The following is a 20245-nucleotide window of genomic DNA, read 5'->3' as shown; positions in this document are numbered from 1 at the left end:
GACTGCATCCGGTTGAAGCGCGGCACGGTTGGGTTTGCGCCGGCAAGGCCTGGCAAGCTTCGAACAGGGGTGTGGGTCCGACCGCCGCACGGCGCATGCCCGGCCCGTTCACGGGGCCGGCGGCAGCGGCTCGGCGTCGGTACTGCCGGTCGGACGGTTAGCGGCTAGTCGGGCAGATGACTGGAGTACGGATTGCTCAAGGTGACGGCGATCTTGCGCGGGCCGCTGAAGGTGCGGCGTCCGTGTGCGAACTGCATGTTGTCCAGCAGCAGCACGTCGCCTTGTTCCCAGGCGACGTCGTAGGCCTGGCGATTCAAACCGCTGCGTACCGCCTGCAATACGTCCGGACCGATTTCGCTGCCGTCGCCGAAGAACGACTGCCGGGGCAGGCGGTCGGCGCCGAACATTTCGATCATCGATTGCGCGGTGTCCTCGCCCAAAGACGAGACATGGAACAGGTGCGCCTGATTGAAGAACAGCTTTTCGCCGGTGACCGGATGGGTGGCGACGCCCTGGCAGATCTGGCCGGTGCGCAGGGTTTCCTCGTCGAGCCACTCGTGCTCGATCCCGGCGTTGTCGCAAAACCGCGCGACTTCGTTCTTGTCACTGGTCTGGAACACCGTTTCCCACGGCAGGTCCACGTAGGGACGGTAGTGGCGCACGTACTTCACCCGGCGCTGTTCGAACTCGTCGAGCAAGCTGCCGCCGATCGTCTGGCTGGCGCTGCGCATGGACGCGATCGGCGTGGCGCCGCCGACGGTCGCCGGCTGCAGGCAGCAGAACGCCACCAGCATCGGCCAGTCGCGCTGATAGGCGTTTTCGCAGTGCAGGGGAATCTCCTGCGTCTGCGGGAATTCGGTCGCGGTGAACACGCCGCCGCCCAGCGAGGTGCGCGGTGTCGAGCGATAGGTGTAGTTGAGCCTGGCGTTGCCGACCTGGTCGGCCACCGCGCTGAATTTTTCCACGCTGTCGACCGCGAAACCGCGGAACAGCAGGGCGCCGTGTTCGAGCAGTTCGTCTTTTATCTCGACCGCGTGCTCGGACAGGACGGTGGACAGATCGGGATTTGAGTTGGCGGGCGTGACCAGCAAAGGAGCGGGCACGTCGCTGTCCAATCGCTTTTTCTTCATTTCCATATGCCTGCGGGAATGGGGTGAAGGGGACTGCCGGACGCTGTCCTCGCGCTGCGGATCGTCCGGCCTGGGTTCGTATGCGTAGGTACTGAACTGTCTGGCGCACGGTTACCCGAAACGGCAATGATTCATGCAGTCTGCGTAGGATCTGGGCGCGGCGGATCGACGCGCCGGAATGTAGAACTCAGCCGGCTTCCAGCGCTTCGATCTCGTGGGGTTGCTGGAACTGGCGCTGAACCAGGCGTGCGTAATACGGATGGCTGGCGATCAACTCGGCATGGTTGCCGATGCCGGAGATGCGGCCGCCTTCGAGGAAACAGATGCGTTGCGCATGAATCACCGTGGACAGGCGATGGGCGACGATGATGTTGGTGCGCCCGCGCATCAGCGCTTCCAGCGCGAGCCGCACTTGATGTTCGGTTTCGCTGTCGAGATTGGAGGTGGCTTCGTCGAGAATCAGCAGATCCGGATCGCGCAGGAACATGCGCGCGATGGCGATGCGCTGGCGCTGGCCGCCGGACAGGTTGTTGCCCTGTTCGATCAGCACCGTGTCCAGGCCCTGCGGCATGTGCTCGATGAAGTCCAGCGCGCCGGCGCGCGCGGCCGCGGAACGCACTTCATCGTCGGAGAAAGCGCCGGACAATCCGTAGACGATGTTCTCGCGCACAGTGCCGGGCATGACCGGCGCGCTCTGCGCGACGTAGCCGATGCCGCCGCGCCATTCGTGCAGCGGATAGTCGCGGATCGGCAGGCCGTCGTAGAGGATCTCGCCGTCGCTGGGTTCGTAGAAGCGTTCGATCAACGACAGAATCGTGGTCTTGCCGCTGCCGCTGGTCCCGACCAGCGCCGTGGTCGTGCCCGGCTCGAAGCGCAGGTCGATGCCGTTGAGCACGGTGGTCTCGCGGCCGTCGTAGGCGAAGGAAACGTTGCGGAATTCCAGGACGCCGCCGGCGCTGTGCGGCGCGGAATGCGGCGTGGACTGTTCCTCGGCCTCGTCGAAGATCGCCGCGATGCGAACCGAGGCGCCCTTGGCCTTCTGCAGTTCGGCGGCGAAGCTGGTCAGATGCGCCAGCGGGTTGACGACGTTGAAGATGTAGAGGATGAAGGCGGTGAGCGTACCGACGCTGATCTCGCCGGCGGATACGCGCGAGGCGCCGTAGACCAGGATAATGATGATCGCCAGGGTCATCGCCAGGCCCATCAACGGCTCCAGCACCACGTTGATGCGCGCCGTCTTCAGGCCCAGACGCTTGAGATCGTCGATCTCCGTCGCGCTGCGCCGGCGCTCGTGCGCCTCGGCGGTGAACGCCTTGACCAGGCGTATCTCCTGGAAGATGTGGGTGAGGATCCCGCTCATCCGCGCGACCCGATCCTGGGTGCGGCGCGAGAGTCCGTCGAGCAGGACCGAGATCGGGATCATCACCGCGAACGCGATCACGACCGAGCCGAGCAAGGTCAGCGTCAACGGCACGTCCAGCAGCAGCAGGACCACGATCGAACCGCCGAGCAGCAACACGCCGGTAACGAGATTCACCGTCTGCTTGGTGATCAGATCGGAAATCGCTTCGCAGTCGCGCACCACGCGACTGACGCGTTCACCGCTGCTTTCGCTGTCGAAGGAGGCGACCGGCAGCCGCAACAGCTTCTCGACCAGGGCCGTGCGCAGCCCCGCCACCACTTGATAGCCCACGCGCGTGAGCATGTAGGCCGACAGCGCGCCGGCAGCGGTTCCGCCGGTCAACACCGCGGCCACCAGCGCGACTTGGCGAAGATCGATCCCGCCGCCGTCGAACTGATCGATCAACTGTTTGGTCTGGATCGGAAACCACAAAGAGCCCGCGACCGAAGCCAAGGCGGCGAGCACGGCGACGGCGAACGCTGCGACGGATGGCTGGCCGCGGCGAATCAGTTGCCATAAATGATTTCGATTTTTCTGTTGTTCGATCACTGTCGGCTCTTGATCGCGGAACGGTGCGAACGGTACCAAGGCGACGCGGCATCGAGTGTGTTGCGATGCACGTATTGCGGTAAATGTCGTTCAAAATCAAATTAGTAAAACGCAAATGAAACAGATGCGTAACATGCATGACAAGAATCACGACGGGCAAATGACGACGACGATCGCAACGTGGCAAATGTACTTTTCGCACGATTGCGTGCATGCCGATGAGAAGTGCATATCATCGCAACCATTGCGATCGTCACAGTCGCGGCGAACTTATCGACGCCGACAGTGCCGACGCAGGAAAGTTCCTTGTTGCTGACATTAATTGGACTCATTCACGACCGAGACGCTGCGTTATTGCAGCGTTGAGCGAATACGAAGAACATTCAGGCTCGATGATCGAGTGCGGGATCAAGCGTGTTGAGCATGCTGCGATATTCTTCTGCCCGAGCGGATTGAGTACCGCCACGGCGCAAGGGAAAGCGCGCCGCACTCGCAGCGCTCACACCAACGTGCGCACATCGCGCCGCCGCCACACCAGCAAGTAATAGCCGCTGTGCAGCATCAACAGCACGGCGAAGGTCGTCGCGTATGCCCACCAGATGCCGCTCAGGCCGATGCGAGCGTCCAGCCAATACGCCAACGGCAGTTCCATGCCGACAATCGCGAGCATCGCCAAACCGGTCGGCACCGCCACGACACCGCTGGCGCGCATCACACCGGTCAATACGTTGGCCAGGCCCAGCAGGATCACGCTCCAGGCGACGATGCGCAGCAGGCGCAACGCCTGTTCGATCACGGGGGCATCGACGAGGAACCAGCCGATCACCGTCGGTGCCAGCGCATACACCGCGAGGATGCAGGCGCCGGTGAGCGCGAGATTCAACGCCAGGCCGGTGCGCACGATCGCGCCGAGCCGCGAAGCGCGGCCGCCGCCGATCGCATGCGACGCCAGAATCGTCGCGGTGATGCCGACCGACATCGCCGGCAACTGCAGCCAGCTCATCAATTGATTGACCGCGCCGTACGCGGCGGTCGCGTGCGAACCATGGCGGTTGACCAGTCCCAGCAAGACGATTTCGGCCGCGGCCATGGTCAACATCTGCAGCATCGACGGCAGACCGATGCGCAGCATCGCGACGGCGATACGCGGATCGAGGCGTAGCTGTCTCAGCCGTTGCGCGTTCGGCGCCAGGGGATGCGCGCGCTTGCGCCAATGCGACAGCATCCAGGCCAACGCGATCGCGCAGGCGATCAGGTTCGACACCGCGGCGCTGCTCACACCGAGTTTAGGCAGGCCGAACCAGCCGCGAATGAAGGCCGGCGTGCATAGCAGGGCGACCACCGTGGTCAGTGCGAGCGCCCACAGCGGACTGATCGCATCGCCGACGCCGCGACTCATCGAGGTCAGCAGCCACAAGGCGAACAGCAACGGCAGGCCGAACAGCATGACCCGCGCGTAGGCGATCGCTTCGGCTTCGATATTCGAAGGCGTCGCCAGCGCGCGCATCAGTTGCGGCGCGAAGATTCCGCCGGTTACGCCGATGAGGAGACCGGCGCACAGCATCAAGACGAGCGCGGTGCCGGCCACGGCATGCACCTTGTCCGGCTCGCGCGCGCCCCATGCCTGGCCGATCAGAACCGTCGCGCCGGAACTCAGTCCGATCACCACCGCGAGCAGGACGAAGAAGATCGGGAAGAAGCACGACACCGCGGCGAGCGCGTCGGCGCCGAGCATGCGACCCAGGTAAATGCCGTCGGCGGTGCCCGACGCGGCTTGCAGCAGATTGGTCGCCATCATCGGCAGCAGGATCAGCAGATAGGTTTTCCACAGCGGCGACGGTTGCGCGGCTGCAATCGGATCGGCGTTGGCGGCGGCGTTCGGGAGCGACATTGGCAACCTCGGGGCGACAAGGTCCGGCCCGGCGCGGGTCGGCGCCGGGAGGACAAGGGATTGGAATCGGGCGTGGACGCGTCCGGGATCGGCGCGCAGGCGTGCGTCAGGCGCGGATCGATGCGCGCCGTCGGCGTTCAGCGTTGGTGTCTTGCGGTCGTTCCGTAGCGATGCTTGAGCGTGAGTCGCGCCTGGCGGTTCACGCTTCTTCGTGGGCAGCCAACATCAACGCGTGTTCGCGTACGTCCTCGGGCCAATACGCGATCAGCACGCGCAGTCGCGCCCGGTCGTCGGCGAACACAGCGCGCGTGGCTTCTTCGTAACCCGGCAAGTCGCCGGCGAGGGCGGACATGAAGTGATAGGCGCGTTCGTGCGCGCGGCGACGGCGATCGTCCGCATCGTGCGAGCGGCGCGCCTGTTCGACCAGTTTGCGCAGCGCGACCGAGGCGCCGCCGGGCTGGGTCGCCAGCCAATCCCAGTGTCGCGGGAGCAGGGTGACTTCGCGCGCTACTACGCCGAGCCTGGGGCGTCCGCGGCCGCGCGCGGGCTCGGGTTCCGAAGGCGTTTCGGAGGCGGGGTCCGCGTCGTTCGCGCAGTTCGCGGCGGCGTCGAGTTTCGCCAATCGCGCCCGCACCGCGGCGTCCGACCCTTGCAGGTTCACATCGATCGAGCGGCCGGTGGCGTCGTCGAAGATCAGCAGCGGACCGGGCTGGCCGGCCTCGCTCGCGTGCTTGATCGCGATGGCCACGTCCGACAGCGCGCCGGTGGTGACGCGGCGGTGGCCGTCGAAGCCGGTGTAGGTGAGGGAGCGGGGCATGGGCTTGGGCTTGCGGGAGGTTGCCGAATAATACCCGGGTATAAAATGATGTCAATAAGATCCGGGTGTAATTCGAGGTTGCGATGCGACCGAGCCAGGCCCACGGCCGGCCTTCGCCGCCAATTCGTCCGGCGAGGACGGTCGTGAGCTCATTGCGACGAGGATGCGCCGGCACGCATGAGGTCACCCGGCCGCAGCGGCATCAACGGCATCAACGGCCGCGCCAAATCCCTCTCCCGCAAAGAAAGAAGGACTTGGCGCGCCGCAATGAAGGCATCAATAGTCGAAGCGAACCCGCAGACCCACCGTGCGCGGATCGTTCCAGTAGCCGCGGATGAAGCCACCGGCGTCGTCGGCCCAGTTCTTGGTCATCTTGTCGGTGGCGTTGAGCACGTACAGCTCGGTGCGCCAGAACGAAGGCGATTGCAGACTCAGGCTGGCATCGACCGTCGTATAGGCCTCCTGCGCGTCGGAGACATGCGGGTTGTCGAGGTTGCGCAGGGTGAAGTACATCTTGTCCTGCCACTTCACGCTGAGCCAGGGCACCAGCTCATAGCCGTTGCCGAACTTGAAGGTGTGGGAGACGTTGACGCCGGCGGTGAATTTCGGGGTCAGCGGCAGATGGTGGCCGGTGATGTCGTAGATCTGGCGGCCGGCCAGGGTGGGATCGGGACCGCTGTACGGCGGCGGGCAGGGCGGGGCGCCGAATTCTTCGCGCACGCCGCAGTTCCATTCGTCGCTGAAGGTGGGGTAGTCCTTGATCTTGCTGTTGATGTAGGAGAAGAAGCCGCCGATACGCGTATTCGCCGTGGGCAGGTAGTCCACTTCCACCTCGACGCCCGGGATGTTCACCGTGCCGACGTTGACGGTCTGCCACTTCTTGATCACGTCGCAGGTCGGGTCGAAGTCCGGGCAGGGTTCGTTGACATGCACCTTGGCGGCGAAGAAGTCACCGGTCACCTGCATGTCCTTGTAGCGGCTGTAGAACGCGGTGACCGACAGGCTCAGGCGCTTGTCCAGCAGCAGGCCCTTGTAGCCGACCTCGAAGTTGGTGACGGTTTCGGGCTCGTACGGGAAGAAGGTATACTGCGGGCCGGCCGGGCCGTCGATGCAGACCTTGCCGCCGCATTTGTCGTCCTTGTCGCCGAAGCCGCCGGCCTTGTAGCCGGTCGACAGCGAGGTGAACAGGATTTCGTCGTCGGACAGGTCCTTGGTCAGGCCCAGGCGCCAGGTGACCTTGCGCCAGGATTCGGAGTGTTCGTTCTCCGCCGGCGGCCCCCACAGCTTGTAGGCGTCGATACCGCCGAACGGCCCCATGCGTTCGGTCAGGTCGCGGCCGTTATGGGGACGAAAGCCCGGCTCGCCCGGCGTGCCCGGGTCGTACAGGCCGTTGTAGTAAGCGGTCGATTCGGTATCCCAGCCGCCGTACACCTGGCCGCCGCGGTCGGTCTTTTCGTCGCGGCTGTAGCGCGCGCCCGCGGTCAAGGTCCAGGTCGGGGCGAAGCGCCAGTCGGCCTGGGAGAAGATCGCCTTGGCGTCGATCTGGCGATCGGGCTGGTGGTAGAACTGGCTGATCGGGTAACCGAACGGCGCGTTCACCAGCAGCTCTTGCGCATAGTCGATCGAGTTCTTCTCGTGCATCCAGAACAGGCCCGATACCAGCTTCAGGCGTTCGCCCTGATGCTTGAACTGCAGTTCGTGCACGACCGATTTGTACTTCGAGTCCAGAGTGATCGAGGTGTTGTCGCGCACCGGCCACACGCCCCAGTCGCCTTCGTGCGGCACCGGCAAGGTCGCGGTCACCTGCGACGGGATCTCGTGATAGCCGCCGTCGTCGTCGGCGATCTGCGAGCGCTTCTGGGTGGCGAAGGCCACGCTGTATTCGAGGCTGTTGCTGTCGCTGAGAAACCAGTTGAGGTTGGAGCGCACGGTGTCGATCGACATGTCGGTCTTGCCGGGCACGTTGATCTTCACGTCCCACTTGCCGCCCTCGCAGGCGAAGCGGGTGCCGGCCGCCTGCTTGCAGTCCTTCAGTCCGACCTGGCCGGCGCCGGAGTTCTGGAATTTCTCGTAGGCCAGCAGCCACTCGACGTTGTCGGTGAAGGCGAAGCGCGCGGCGATGCGCGCGGCCCATTCGTCGCGGTTGTAGTAATACTCGTCGCGGCCGACCTTGCGGTTGCGACGCTGGTCCACGTCCGGGATGCCGTCGGCGATGAAGCCGCGCTCGGGGATGTCGACGTCGGTGAAGTCCTGCTTCTGGTCGATCCAGCCGTCGCGCTCGACCTTGGTCGCGGACAGGCGCAGGGCGAAGCGATCGTTCACCGCGATGTTCTGGATCAGGTTGAGCTGGCGCAGGTTGTAGCTGCCCACGTCGAGTTCGGCGCTGCCGAAGGTGGAATCGAAGCGCGGCTTGGCCGGGATGATGTTGATGCTGCCGCCGGTGGAATTGCGGCCGAACAGCGTGCCTTGCGGGCCGCGCAAAACTTCGACCTGGTCGACGTCGAACATCAGCGCCAGCGCGCCTTGCGGACGCGGCGAGTACAGGCCGGCCACGTGCAGGCCCACGGCCGGGTCGCCGATCTCGGTGAAGTTGTTCGCGCCGATGCCGCGGATGCTGACCTGCACGCCGGAATCCGGGCCGGAGGCGATCTGCACATTCGGCATCTTGCCCGACAGGCCGCGCACGTCGCGGATGCCTTCGCGGGTCAGCGCTTCCTGATTGACGGCGGTGACGGTCACCGGCGTTTTCAACAGATCCGATTCGATGCGGGTGGCGGAAACATGCACGGTTTCGAGCGTGGTCTTGGCTTCGCCGGCCTTGGCCTGCTCACCGTTGACCTGCGTGTCGTTCTGGGTCGTACTGGTCTGCGCCATGACCGGCACGGCCGCGCAACTGATCAATACCGCGGCCACCGCGACGGCGATGCCGGTCGGTCGAACATCGCTGGGATGCTTTTTCATGGATTGGCTCCTGGTTGTACGCGACTCGGGCCGGCGGACCCGCGCAGTGGCTGGTGCGGTTGCCCGATCAGGGCGAGGCGGGAGTGTTCTTCGTGGAGTACAGCGTTTGGTTGCGCACCAGCGGCCTGGCCCAGGCGCTGACGCTGAGGATGTAGAGCAGCGGAATGAAGACCAGCGACAGGCCCACGCGCAGGCCCCAGTGATCGGCGACGAATCCGATCAGCAGCGGCACGACGGCGCCGCCGAGAATGCCGCTGCACAGGATTCCCGAGAACGCGCCGTGGTGCTGGGTGACCGAATTCAATCCCAGCGAGAAGATCACCGAGAACATCACCGACAGGAAAAATCCCGCGGCTGGAAAAGCCAGCAACGACAGGTCCGCAGAGCCGAACAGCGCGAGGCCAAGGCAGCCGATCGCCAGCGCCGAAAAGATCGCCAGCACCAGTTTCGAATCCAGCAGCTTCAGCAGGCCCAGGCCGACCAGGCAGCCCAGCGACATCAAGCCCCAGAAACGGCTGACGGCGATGGCGCCTTGCTCGGTGGCCGACATGCCGTGGTAGCTGTGCAGGAACTGCGACATCCAGTTGGCGAGCGACTGCTCGGTGCCGACATAGGCGACGATGGCCAGGAAGAACAGGCGCACATCGCGGCGCCGCAGCAGGCTGAGGTAGGCCTCGCGACTGCCCGCGCGTTCGTCTTCCTTCAGTTCCACCGCCGGCAGCGGCAGTCTGTAATTGAGCAGCGCCAGCAGCACGAAGGCGGCGCTGAAGAACCAATAGAACGTCAGCCACGCCAGCGGCTGTCCTTCAATGCCCGGGCGCTGCATGTACAGCCGGAACGCCAGCGGACTGAGGAACGAGGCCAGGCCGAACACCAGTTGCGCCATCACCGAGAAGAAAGCGAAGTGCTCCTCGCCGGCGGCCACGCGCATCAGCGGATTGATCACCACCTGCAACAGGGCCATCCCCAAGCCGATGACGAACAAGCCGGCCACCACCGAGACGTAGCCCGGCATCACCGCGATCGCGAGGGCGCCGATGAAGTTCAGCGCGAACGCGGCAAACAGAGTGAAACGGGTGCCGCGCACTTCGATCAGGATGCCGCCCGGAATCGAGATCAGGCCGTAGGCCAGGAAGAACGAGAACGGCATGAAGCCGGCCATGGTCAGGCTCAGCTTGAAGTCCTCGATGGCGATGGGCATCAGCGGCCCGATCAGGTTGGTGATGAAGGAAATCGCGAACCAGATCAGGAGGATGTAACTGACGATCATCGGCCGCTGCTTCATGGTCGTGCCTTCGGGTCAGGAGTGCGGCTGCAGACAATGGGAGAGTTCGCCGGCGGCGATGCTCTTGCGCGGGAACCGGGGCAGGATCGCGCTGGCGGTGCGGCAACCGGCGGCGAGCGCGTCGCGCAGGCTCGCCTGGTTCGTGCCGACCTGACTCAGGCGCGCCGCCAGGTAACCGGTGTTGAAGCTGTCGCCGGCGCCGACGGTGTCGAAGATGTCCGAGACCGCCTGGGTGGCGTAGCGGGTGGTCTGGCCGTCGACGTGACCCAGCGCGCCGGCGGCGCCGAGCTTGACGATCAGATGCGCGCCGGGCTTGAGCAGGCGGGCGACGCGTTGCACGGCGAGGTCGAGGTCGCCGCTGTCGTCCGGATTCCGGCCGTCGTCCTGGCTATCGGCGATGCTCATCGCCTCCAGCTCGTTGACCAGCAGATGGTCGCAATGGGCCAGCCAGCCTTCGACTTCACGGTGCACCTGCGGCGTCCAGCCTTCCGGCGGCCAGCCGGTGTCCAGCGCGACCTGATAACCCTTGCCCGAGGCCTGCGCGAGCAACTGGCCGAAGTATTCGCGCAGGGCCGGCAGCAGGAACGGGGCGGTGAACAGGACGACGCTGCCGGGCGATGCCGGCGGCAGGTGCTTGAGCACGAAATCGGGCGTCAGATGCTGCAGATGCCCGCAACTGGTGAAGAAGGTGCGCTCGCCGCCGGCGTGCAGCAGTCCGACCGACATGGTGGTGTCGCTGGCGCAGGTCTGCAGTTCGACGCGGATGCCTGCAAGCTGCAGCAGCAACCACTGCGCCAGGTCATCGTTGCCGATCGCGCCGATCAGATGCGGGCTCAGGCCGAGGTGCCGGGCCGTGAGGGCGGAGTTGGCCGCCGAACCGCCGGCGCGCAGCTCGCTGCGCGGCAGCAATTGTTCGGTGCCGATCTTGGGCCAGCCGTCCAGCGTGCCCAGGACCAAGTCCACGCTGACGTCGCCGACGATGCTGAATTGAGGCGGGATGGGTTGGGGCTGATCGAGCTTCATGGGGGGCGACTATAGTCACCCCGATTCGGCCTCGTCAATAAAAATATCCAGTGGAAGTTTAATTAAATTCGACGCCCGCCAGCGAACGGGCGGTGACCCAGCAGCTCGGCTGCCTGGAGTTCGGCGAGGTCGTCTTTCTGCAGGCCTTCCAGACGTGGAGAAAGCAGCTCATGGATCGGCAGCACCGCGGCGCCCAGCAGCAGGCAGTCTTCCTCGCGCTGCGAAATCATCACCCGCGGCCATTCCGGGGCGGGGCGGCCGCGCACCGAGCGGTGCCAGGGCTGGGCCAGGTCGACCAGGCGCTGCACCAGTTTCTGCGGCGCCGATCCGCCGATGACGATGGTCTGCGGGTCGAACAGGTTTTCGATCATGCACACGGCGTCGCGCAGGCGCTGGGACGCCTGCTGGCACCACTGCTGCAGGGCCTGGTCCTCGGCGTCGTCCAGGCGGTCGAGCAGGTCCGGGGTATGGATCTGCGCGTCGTCCAGGCCCAGCGCCTCGGCCAGCGAGTGCAGCGACAGGTAGCGCTCCAGGCAGCCCTGATTGCCGCAATAGCACGGCGTACCGCCCGGGACGACCGGCACGTGGCCGATCTCGGTGGCGTTGCCGTCGGCGCCGCGGTAGTTGTTGCGGCCGACGATCAAGGAGCCGCCCAGGCCCATGCTCAGGTGCAGGTAGAAGAAGTTGTCCAGGTGCCGGGCGACCCCGTACAAGGTCTCGCCCAGCGCGCCGGCCACGCTGTCGACACTGTGGAACAGCGGCAGGCCGGTGGCTTCCTGCAACTGGTCGAGGATGGACAGGTCCTTCCAGCCCTCCAGCGCGGTGGGGCCGACGAAACTCAGCTCGGTGTCGCCGAGCGGGCCGGGCAAGGCCACGCCGATGCCCCACAGCCGGGCATTGGCCTGCCGGCGCAGCTTGGCCACCAGTTCCAGCAGGCCGGCCAGCAGCTGCGGGCGATCGCAGCCCTGCAACTGCACCTCGCAGCGGGCATCGATCTGGCCGACCAGGTTGACCAGCGCGCCCGAGGCGCGGCCCGGTTCCAGGCTGATGCCGATGGACTGGCCGGCGTCGGGATTGATCTCGAAGGCGATCGGCGGCTGGCCGCGGGTCTTCAGGTCCTTCTGCCGGCGCGAGACGATCAGGCCGATCGATTCGAGCTCATTGGTGATGTTGGCGACGGTCTGCGGGCTGAGCGAGACCTTTTCCTGGATGTCCTTGCGCGAGGCCGCGCCATGCTGGCGGATGAAATCCAGCACGAGGCGGCGGTTGTAGGGGGCGCTGGATTGCTGGGTGGCGCCGCGGCCACTGTTCATAGGCGTTGAAACCGGTTGAGCGTAGGGGAGGGATGGCGCCGTATTATTAATACATCCGTGTGAAGTATTTATTGACGGCGACCGGCCGCATGGCTAAGTTGCGCTGGCTAGTCTATCCGGAACCGTGCCGATGACCCTTTTGCCGCACTCCCGCAAGACCGCCGTTCAAGCGATGGCCGCGCTGGCGATGACGTTGTCCAGCCTACTGCAGGTGGCCTGTGCCGCCTCGGCCGAAGAATCGAAGACCACGGTGTCGGTGAGCCTGCCCAAACAGCCGCTGCTGGTGCAGCTCAACCAGGTGGCGCTGGAGCGGCGGGGGCCGAAGCTGGCCGTCGTCGAATATGCAGGCGAAGCCGGGCAGGGCAGCTACACCGTGTTGCGCGATGGCAAGCCGATCCAGCACGGCGATCTGCGGCCGCTGCAGCCGTTTGCCGAGTGGAGCCCGGGCAAGCGCTATTTCAGCGTCGACTTCTCGGATGTCGAGCAAGTCGGCCAGTACGAAGTGGAAGTGCGTATCGGCCAGCAGCGTGCGGTATCGGCTGCCGTACCGGTACGCGACAACGCGGTCTTCGCCACGACCGGCGCGCAGCTGCTGGGCTACTTCAAGCGCAGCCGCCACACCGACGACGCCGATCGCGACCTGCCGATCTTCCAGACCTCGCGCAGAGTGAACGCCTGGGGCGGCTGGCAGGACGCCGGCGGCGACAAGGGCAAATACCTGTCGCACCTGGGCTACGCCAACTATTTCAATCCGCAGCAGGCCTCGATGGCGGCCTGGGTATTGGCCTATGGCGCGCATGCGCGCCAGGCCTTGTTCGCCGCGCACGGCCTGCAAACGCAGGTCGAGGATGAAGCGTTCTGGGGCGCGGACTATCTGCATCGCACGCTGGATGCCGAAGGCTATTTCTACACCACGGTGTTCGACCAATGGGGTACCCCGGGCGCCAAGCGCATGGTCACCGGTTACGAAGGCGCGGCCGGAACGTACACGACCTTGTACCGCTCGGCGTTTCGCGCCGGCGGCGGCATGGCCATCGCCGCGCTCGCGCGTGCCTCGATGTTGGCCAGGCAAAGCGGCCGTCATGGCGAATTCGACGGCGTCCAGTATCTGGCCGATGCCGAGCGCGCCTACGCGCACCTGCGCAAGTTCAACCCGCAGTACGGCGCCGACGGCAAGGAAAACATCATCGACGACTACACCGCGCTGATGGCGCTGGTGGAACTGCACAACGCCACCGGCCAGTCGCGCTACCTCGACGACGCGCGCGAACGCGCCGCCAGCCTGATGGCGCGGCAGCAAGCCGACGGCGGTTTCATCAGCGACGGCGGCCGCCGCCCGTACTACCACGCCGCCGAAGCCGGCTTGCCGGTGATCAGCCTCTCGGCTTATGTCGATATCGAACCGGAGCAGGGACGTCGTCAGCGCGCGCTGGATGCCATCGGTTCGGCGCTCAAGCACGAGCTGACCATCACCAACGCGGTGGCCAACCCGTATGGCTACGCCCGCCAACGCTTCCAGCTGACCCAGGACGGCAAGGCCGCGGGCGACGTGCTGGAAGGCTTCTTCATCCCGCATCGCAACGAAACCGGCTACTGGTGGCAGGGCGAAAGCGCCCGCCTGGCGTCGCTCAGCGCGGCCATGGTCATCGGCGGCCGCAAGCTGGCGGACCACGGCGCGGCCGGCTACGGCCTGCCTAGCGATCGTGCCGGTTATGCGCAGAGCCAGCTCGACTGGACCCTGGGCCGCAACCCATACGGCATCTCCATGCTCTACGGCTTCGGCCGCAAGAACCCGCCGACCGTGCCGGAGAGCGCCGGCGAAATGTTCGTAGGCGGCATCTCCAACGGCATCACCGGCGCGGTGGGCAGCGACACCGGCGCCGGCATCAGCTTCGCGCCCGGCCCGGATTCGGAACAATGGCGCTGGGTGGAGCAGTGGATTCCGCATACCACCTGGATGCTGTTCGCGGCGATGACGATGGCGACTGACGAGGCTCGCTGATGGTGAAGCTCGCTGTGAGCTGCCGGTGGCGTTGAAGGACATGCTGTGCTTACGCAATCCGGGCATGCATCGACCATCCATTGGTACATCTTCGCATGAACATAATATACATTATGCGAAGTAATGGATGTGCGTATTGGACGTGGGTACTAGCCGTCGCTGCTGCTGCATCTACTTGGTTACGCACTCACTTGCTGGGCGGCCCTCACGGCTGCAGCGGCTGCAAACGCGTCCCTGCGCCGCTCAAACATCACGCCTCGGCAATCGCTTCTTCGCCCAACCGGCCGAGATGGGCGTGCTGCCGCAGCTGTATGCCGCGACCGCGCCGCAGGTCCGCGGCGGACAGTTCTTCGGCCCCGACGGCCCGAACGAAAAGAAAGGCCATCCGACCGTGGTGGAACCGGTGGACGCGGCACGCGATGAAGCGCTGGCCGAACGCCTGTGGCGGATCTCGGAAGAACTCACCGGGGTGCGCGCGGACTGGCCGGCTCTGTCTGACGGCAACTTGCGCGCGCGTGACACCGGCGCTCATACATCGCCTCGCCCCACGCCTGCCCCCAGACCGCTCGCAACATTCCGCTCGGCTAGCGGATAACGCAGCCGATGCCGCGGCGGGCATTCATCGACATTGGATGGCTTCGACATTGACAGGCCGCCTTGCGTCCGATAAATCCGCCTTGACGCCGATACGCCCACAGTTCACAAGGACACGCCCATGACCGCTTCGACTCCCATCGTCGTGATCGGCGGTACTTCCGGTATCGGCCTGGCCACCGCCGAACTGTTTTCGCGCTCAGGCACGGCCACGATCGTCGTCGGCCGGAATCGGGAAAAACTCGATCAGGCCCTGCGCCAGCTCGGGCCCGGTGCGCGAGGGGACGTCGCGGACGCCGCCGATCGCGCGTCATTGGACACGCTCTTCGCGAAGCTCGCTCCGATCGGCCACCTGGTGATTGCGGCCTCGGGCGGCGCCGGCGCCGGCCCGTTCGCCGCGGTCGCGCCGGAGGATCTGCGCCGCGGCTTCGAGGCCAAGTTCTGGGTGCATTTCAACAGCGCGCAGGCGGCCCTGCCGCATCTGGCGAAAGACGGTTCGATCACCTTCGTCTCCGCGGCCTCGGGACGCTTCGCCAACCCCGGAACGGCGGGACTCGGGGCGATCAACGCAGCCATCGACCGCCTCGTCGCGACCCTGGCGCGCGAGCTTGCGCCGCTGCGGGTGAATGCGGTGGCACCCGGCGTGATCGATACGCCCTGGTGGGCCGACAAACCCGCCGGCCTGTTCGACCGCGAAAGCCGCAAGGCGCCGCTCGCGCGCGCGGGCCGGGCCGACGAAGTCGCCGATGCCATCGCGTTCCTCGTGCGCAATCGATTCGTCACCGGGGTCGTGCTCGACGTGGACGGCGGGCTTCACCTGACCTGAGTCCGCAACCACGAAACCGAAGCGATCGAATGCGGCGCGCTACCGAGTACCATCCGCAGGTCCTTCCCTACCGGTCCCCGCCCCGCGCTTTAATCAACTCTTAAAGTCGCGCTCCTAGGCTGACGACCATCCGCCCTGGCGAACACGGGCGACATCGGCTCGCCCGGCAGCCACCGATGCGCGTGGCGCTCGCCCCACTGTCTTCATACTCTTTACGGAATCCTCCATGCGCGCAGTTGTTCCGCGTTGGTTAGCAGTGGTCGTTATGTGTTCCTGGCTGGCGGCGTGCTCAGGCGCCAAGGAAGAACAAGCCGCCGCGGCCGGCGCGTCGGGGCTTTCGGTGTCGCTGGCGCCGGCCCAGTCGCAGCCACTGGCGCGCAACGTGCTGGTGTCCGGACCGGTGTCGGCGTTCGAGGAAATGCAGTTGGGCGTCGAACTCAGCGGCCAGCGGGTGACCGCGTTGCGGGTCGACGTCGGCCAGGCGGTCAGCCGGGGCCAGGTGCTGCTGGAACTGGACCATCGCACCCTCGACAGCGAACTGGCGCAGGCCGATGCCTCGTTGAAGCAGGCGCAGGCGTCGTTGACGCTGGCGCAGGTCAACTACGAGCGCGGCGCGAAACTGGCCGCCACCCAGTTGGTCAGCGCGAGCAGTCTGGATGAGTTGCGCGCGACCCGCGTGCAAGCCGAAGCGCAGGTCGCCACCGCCCGCGCCGCTCGCGACGCGGCGCAACTACGTCGCGATTTTGCCGAACTGCGCGCGCCCGCCGACGGCATCATCTCCAAGCGACTGGTGCAGCCGGGGCAAGTGGTCGCCGCGGGCAACGAACTGCTGCGCCTGATCCGCGACGGACGCCTGGAATGGCGCGCCGAATTGCCGGAAGACCAGTTGTCCGGCGTGAGAATCGGCAACACCGTCGAACTGCCGTATGCCGGCGGCACCGTCAGCGGCCGCATTCGCGCGGTCAGCCCGGGCGTCGATGCGCAGACCCGCACCGGCACGGTCTATGCCGATCTTCCCGAACCCGGCGCACTCAAGCCGGGCGTGTATGTCGAAGGCCGCATCGTCACCGGCGCAGGGCGCGCCCTGATGGTGCCCAGCGCCGCAGTCGTGCAGCGCGACGGCCACAGCTACGTGTTCACGGTGAAGGACAAGCAGACCGTGCAGCGCCTGCGCGTGCGCACCGGTCAGACCGCGCAAGGCCGGATCGAAATCATCGAAGGCCTGAAAGAAGGCCAGCAAGTCGTCGCCGAAGGCGCGGGCTTCCTCGGCGACGGCGACCGCGTGCGCGTGGTGCCGGCGAGCCAGTCGGCAAGCCGGGCGGCGAGCAAGGCGCCGGCCGCGGAGACGAGCACGCCATGAATTTTTCCGCCTGGGCGATCCGCCGCCCGCTGCCGGCGATCATGCTGTTCTTCGTGCTGTGCGTGGCCGGCCTGTGGGGCTTCTTCAAGCTGCCGGTGGCGCGCTTTCCCGATATCGCCTTCCCGATGACCACGGTCACCGTCACTCAGCCGGGCGCGTCGCCGAGCCAGCTCGAAGCCGAGGTCACGCGCAAGGTCGAAGACTCGGTTGCGACCGTCAACAACGTCAAACGCGTGATCTCCACGGTCAGCGAAGGCGTCAGCACCACCACGATCGAATTCAATCTCGAAGCCGATCTGGCCACCGCGCTGGACGACACCCGCGATGCGGTGACGCGCATCCGCACCGATCTGCCGCAGGACATCCAGGAACCGGTGATCTCGAAGGTCGATATCGGCGGCTCGTTGATGACCTACGCGCTGGTCGCACCGCAGATGACCGCCGATGAAGCCAGCTGGTTCGTCGACCGGCAAGTCTCGCGCGCCATGTACGGCGTGCCGGGCGTGGCCCGCGTCACCCGCGTCGGTGGCGTCGAGCGCCAGGTGCGGGTCGATCTGGATCCCAACGCCCTGCTCGCCTTCGGCGTCACCGCCGGCGATGTGTCGCGGCAGCTGGCGCAGATCCAGGTCGAACGCGCCGGCGGCAAGGCCGAACTCGACCGCAGCCAGCAGACCATCCGCACCCTCGGTACGGTCGGCAACGCGCAGTCGCTGCGCGACTATTCGATCAGCCTGCCCGACGGCCGCTCGGTGCGCTTGTCGGCCCTGGCCAAGGTCAGCGATGCCGCCGCCGATCCGACCCAGGTCGCCTTGCTCGATGGCCGCGACGTGGTCGCATTCTCGATGTCGCGCACGCGCGGTTCGAGCGAGGTGAAAGTCGAAGCAGGCGTGCATGCGGCCCTGGACCAGCTCAAGGCGAGCCATCCGGGCATCGACTTCCGCCTGGTCACCACCGCCATCGACGAGACCCATCGCTCCTACGATTCGTCGATGACGATGCTGTGGGAAGGCGCGCTGCTGGCGCTGCTGGTGGTGTGGGCGTTCCTGCGCGACTGGCGCGCGACCTGGGTGTCGGCGCTCGCGCTGCCGTTGTCGATCATCCCGACTTTCGCGGTGATGTACTGGTTCGGCTTCACCTTGAACCTGATCACCTTGCTCGCGCTGTCGGTGGTGGTCGGCATCCTCGTCGACGACGCGATCGTCGAGATCGAAAACATCGTGCGCCATCTGCGCATGGGCAAGCCGCCGCTGGAAGCCGCCCGCGACGCCGCCGGCGAAATCGGCAACGCGGTCATCGCCACTTCGCTGACCCTGGCGGCGGTGTTCGTGCCGGTCGCCTTCATGCCCGGCATCGCCGGCAAGTTCTTCCGCGAGTTCGGCTGGACCGCCGCGACCGCGGTGCTGTTCTCGTTGCTGGTCGCGCGTCTGTTGACGCCGATGATGGCCGCGTACCTGCTCAAGCCGCATGGCGAAGAACCCGCCGAGTCGCGGCTGATGCGCTGGTACCTGGGCTGGGTCGACGCCGCGCTGCGCCATCGCGCGCGTACCTTGTGGATCGCCACCGGCCTGTTCGTCGCCTCGCTGGCGCTGGTGCCGTTCATCCCGGCGACCTTCATCCCGCAGTCCGACCTGGGCCGCAGCAACCTCAACCTGGAACTGCCGCCGGGCACGCGGCTGCAGGAAACCGCGGCGATCGCCGAACGCGCGCGCGCGCTGGTCAAGGACATTCCCGAACTCAAGCAGGTGTATACCGCGGTCGGCAGCGTGCTCGATCTCGGCGACCCCGGCGCCACCGGCATCGGCGAAGCGCGCAAGGCGACCTTGGTGCTCGATTGGGGCGTGGCCGACGGCCGTGAACGCGACCAGCGCGCACTCGAACGCGACGCGCGCGCGCGCCTGGCCAACCTGGCCGGCGTGCGCGTGAGCTACGTCAGCTCCGAACCGGGCAATCAACTGCAACTGGTGCTGTCCGGCGACGATCCGCAGCATCTGCAGGAAGCCTCGATCGCGCTCGAACGCGATTTGCGCGGCATCTCCGGCCTCGGCAGCGTCAGCTCGTCGGCATCGTTGCTGCGTCCGGAAATCCAGATCGTGCCGAACTCGGCGCGGGCCGCCGACCTGGGCGTAGCGACCGCCGACATCGCCGAAGCCGCGCGCATCGCGACCTCGGGCGATTACGAGCAACGTCTCGCGAAGCTCAACCTGCCCGACCGGCAGATTCCGATCCGGGTCGGTTTCGCCGAGGCGACCCTGGCCAATCCGGCCTTGATCGGCCAGTTGCGCGTACACGGCCGTTACGGTCCGGTGCCGCTGGCCGCGGTCGCGGATATCCAGATGGGCAGCGGGCCGTCGCAGATCTCGCGCTACCAGCGTCAGCGCAACGTCACCCTGACCGCCGAACTCAACGGTCGGCCGCTCGGCGAGGTCATGGAAACCGTGCAGAAACTGCCGAGCGTGCAGCATCTGCCGCCCGGCGTGAGCTTCCTCAACACCGGCGACGCCGAGGTGTTCGTCGAACTGTTCGTCGGCTTCATGCTGGCGATGGCGGCCGGACTGATCTGCATCTACATGGTGCTGTTGTTGCTGTTCAACCATGCGTTGATGCCGCTGACCATCCTGACCGCGGTGCCGCTGTGCGCCGGCGGCGCGTTCGGCGCGCTGCTGCTGACCCAGAACATGCTGTCCTTGCCGGCCTTGATCGGCCTGCTGATGTTGATCGGCATCGCCACCAAGAATTCGATCCTGCTGGTCGACTACGCGGTGATGGCCGAGGACGAACATGGAATGAGCCAGCACGATGCGTTGATCGACGCCTGCCGCAAGCGCGCCCAGCCGATCATCATGACCACGCTGGCGATGGGCGCCGGCATGATGCCGATCGCGCTGGGTTTCGCCGGCGATTCCAGCTTCCGCGCGCCGATGGCGATCGCGGTGATCGGCGGCCTGATCACCTCGACCCTGCTGAGCCTGATCGTGATCCCGGCCGCGTTCACGGTGGTCGACGACCTCGGCGAATGGCTGACGCGACGGTTCCGCCATCGTTCCTCGCATCCGGTGCAGCATCCGGTGTCGGACTGACGACCGATGCGCTGC

Annotated in this window: 13 protein-coding genes; 4 read left to right on the top strand and 9 right to left on the bottom strand. The window is 66.1% G+C overall.

The genetic code is table 11. From position 1 onward, the window contains the following. Positions 1 to 164: 164 nt before the first annotated feature. From KME82_RS13065 to KME82_RS13030, 8 genes are all read right to left on the bottom strand, one after another. Positions 165 to 1130 (bottom strand): TauD/TfdA family dioxygenase, encoded by a 966-nt coding sequence (locus KME82_RS13065; protein WP_215498901.1) that lies wholly within the window; start codon positions 1128 to 1130, stop codon positions 165 to 167. A 187-nt stretch (positions 1131 to 1317) separates the two neighbouring features. Beyond that, a complete protein-coding gene (locus KME82_RS13060) occupies positions 1318 to 3081 on the bottom strand; it encodes an ABC transporter ATP-binding protein (RefSeq protein ID WP_286673211.1) in 1764 nt (587 codons plus the stop codon). A 499-nt stretch (positions 3082 to 3580) separates the two neighbouring features. Continuing rightward, positions 3581 to 4972 carry an MATE family efflux transporter gene (locus KME82_RS13055; protein WP_215498899.1) on the bottom strand — a complete coding sequence of 464 codons (1392 nt, stop codon included), beginning with the start codon at positions 4970 to 4972 and terminating at the stop codon, positions 3581 to 3583. Between the two features lie 199 nt (positions 4973 to 5171). After that, entirely contained in the window at positions 5172 to 5789 is a 618-nt protein-coding gene (locus KME82_RS13050; RefSeq protein WP_215498898.1) for a DUF2239 family protein, read from the bottom strand. Positions 5790 to 6065: 276 nt separating this feature from the next. After that, positions 6066 to 8750: a TonB-dependent receptor gene (locus KME82_RS13045; RefSeq protein WP_215498897.1), complete on the bottom strand. Its 2685-nt coding sequence runs from the start codon at positions 8748 to 8750 to the stop codon at positions 6066 to 6068. Positions 8751 to 8817: 67 nt separating this feature from the next. Further along, a complete protein-coding gene (locus tag KME82_RS13040) occupies positions 8818 to 10035 on the bottom strand; it encodes an MFS transporter (protein ID WP_215498896.1) in 1218 nt (405 codons plus the stop codon). 15 nt (positions 10036 to 10050) lie between these two features. Further along, positions 10051 to 11058: a carbohydrate kinase family protein gene (locus KME82_RS13035; RefSeq protein ID WP_215498895.1), complete on the bottom strand. Its 1008-nt coding sequence runs from the start codon at positions 11056 to 11058 to the stop codon at positions 10051 to 10053. Positions 11059 to 11120: 62 nt separating this feature from the next. Beyond that, a complete protein-coding gene (locus KME82_RS13030; RefSeq protein ID WP_215498894.1) occupies positions 11121 to 12371 on the bottom strand; it encodes an ROK family transcriptional regulator in 1251 nt (416 codons plus the stop codon). 130 nt (positions 12372 to 12501) lie between these two features. On the opposite strand from KME82_RS13030, the gene KME82_RS13025 reads away from it, so the two are divergent. After that, positions 12502 to 14373, top strand: a complete 1872-nt coding sequence (locus tag KME82_RS13025; protein WP_215498893.1) for a glycoside hydrolase family 9 protein — start codon at positions 12502 to 12504, stop codon at positions 14371 to 14373. A 250-nt stretch (positions 14374 to 14623) separates the two neighbouring features. Here the strand turns inward: KME82_RS13025 and KME82_RS13020 are convergent, their stop codons facing one another. Continuing rightward, positions 14624 to 14905: a hypothetical protein gene (locus KME82_RS13020; RefSeq protein WP_215498892.1), complete on the bottom strand. Its 282-nt coding sequence runs from the start codon at positions 14903 to 14905 to the stop codon at positions 14624 to 14626. A gap of 183 nt (positions 14906 to 15088) precedes the next feature. Here KME82_RS13020 and KME82_RS13015 point away from each other — a divergent pair, with 183 nt between their 5' ends. The 3 genes from KME82_RS13015 to KME82_RS13005 all read left to right on the top strand — a co-directional run bounded on the left by KME82_RS13015 (position 15089) and on the right by KME82_RS13005 (position 20230). Then, positions 15089 to 15793, top strand: coding sequence for an SDR family oxidoreductase (locus KME82_RS13015; RefSeq protein ID WP_215498891.1), 705 nt, complete (start codon positions 15089 to 15091; stop codon positions 15791 to 15793). A gap of 265 nt (positions 15794 to 16058) precedes the next feature. Further along, positions 16059 to 17153, top strand: a complete 1095-nt coding sequence (locus KME82_RS13010; RefSeq protein ID WP_252255739.1) for an efflux RND transporter periplasmic adaptor subunit — start codon at positions 16059 to 16061, stop codon at positions 17151 to 17153. Beyond that, a complete protein-coding gene (locus KME82_RS13005) occupies positions 17150 to 20230 on the top strand; it encodes an efflux RND transporter permease subunit (RefSeq protein WP_215498889.1) in 3081 nt (1026 codons plus the stop codon). The genes KME82_RS13010 and KME82_RS13005 overlap by 4 nt, the downstream gene beginning before the upstream one ends. The last annotated feature ends 15 nt before the right edge of the window (positions 20231 to 20245 follow it).

This window comes from Lysobacter capsici (assembly GCF_018732085.1).
In the GTDB taxonomy this organism is placed as follows: Bacteria; Pseudomonadota; Gammaproteobacteria; order Xanthomonadales; family Xanthomonadaceae; genus Lysobacter; species Lysobacter capsici_A.
Note: the sequence above shows the minus strand (reverse complement) of the source record. Positions and strands in the feature narration are given on the sequence as shown.

Coding starts and splice junctions, on each gene's coding strand:
- KME82_RS13025 (WP_215498893.1), top strand. CDS start 12,502: ATGACCCTTTTGCCGCACTCCCGCAAGACCGCCGTTCAAGCGATGGCC.
- KME82_RS13050 (WP_215498898.1), bottom strand. CDS start 5,789: ATGCCCCGCTCCCTCACCTACACCGGCTTCGACGGCCACCGCCGCGTC.
- KME82_RS13040 (WP_215498896.1), bottom strand. CDS start 10,035: ATGAAGCAGCGGCCGATGATCGTCAGTTACATCCTCCTGATCTGGTTC.
- KME82_RS13010 (WP_252255739.1), top strand. CDS start 16,059: ATGTGTTCCTGGCTGGCGGCGTGCTCAGGCGCCAAGGAAGAACAAGCC.
- KME82_RS13030 (WP_215498894.1), bottom strand. CDS start 12,371: ATGAACAGTGGCCGCGGCGCCACCCAGCAATCCAGCGCCCCCTACAAC.
- KME82_RS13055 (WP_215498899.1), bottom strand. CDS start 4,972: ATGTCGCTCCCGAACGCCGCCGCCAACGCCGATCCGATTGCAGCCGCG.
- KME82_RS13065 (WP_215498901.1), bottom strand. CDS start 1,130: ATGAAGAAAAAGCGATTGGACAGCGACGTGCCCGCTCCTTTGCTGGTC.
- KME82_RS13045 (WP_215498897.1), bottom strand. CDS start 8,750: ATGAAAAAGCATCCCAGCGATGTTCGACCGACCGGCATCGCCGTCGCG.
- KME82_RS13020 (WP_215498892.1), bottom strand. CDS start 14,905: ATGAGCGCCGGTGTCACGCGCGCGCAAGTTGCCGTCAGACAGAGCCGG.
- KME82_RS13015 (WP_215498891.1), top strand. CDS start 15,089: ATGACCGCTTCGACTCCCATCGTCGTGATCGGCGGTACTTCCGGTATC.
- KME82_RS13035 (WP_215498895.1), bottom strand. CDS start 11,058: ATGAAGCTCGATCAGCCCCAACCCATCCCGCCTCAATTCAGCATCGTC.
- KME82_RS13005 (WP_215498889.1), top strand. CDS start 17,150: ATGAATTTTTCCGCCTGGGCGATCCGCCGCCCGCTGCCGGCGATCATG.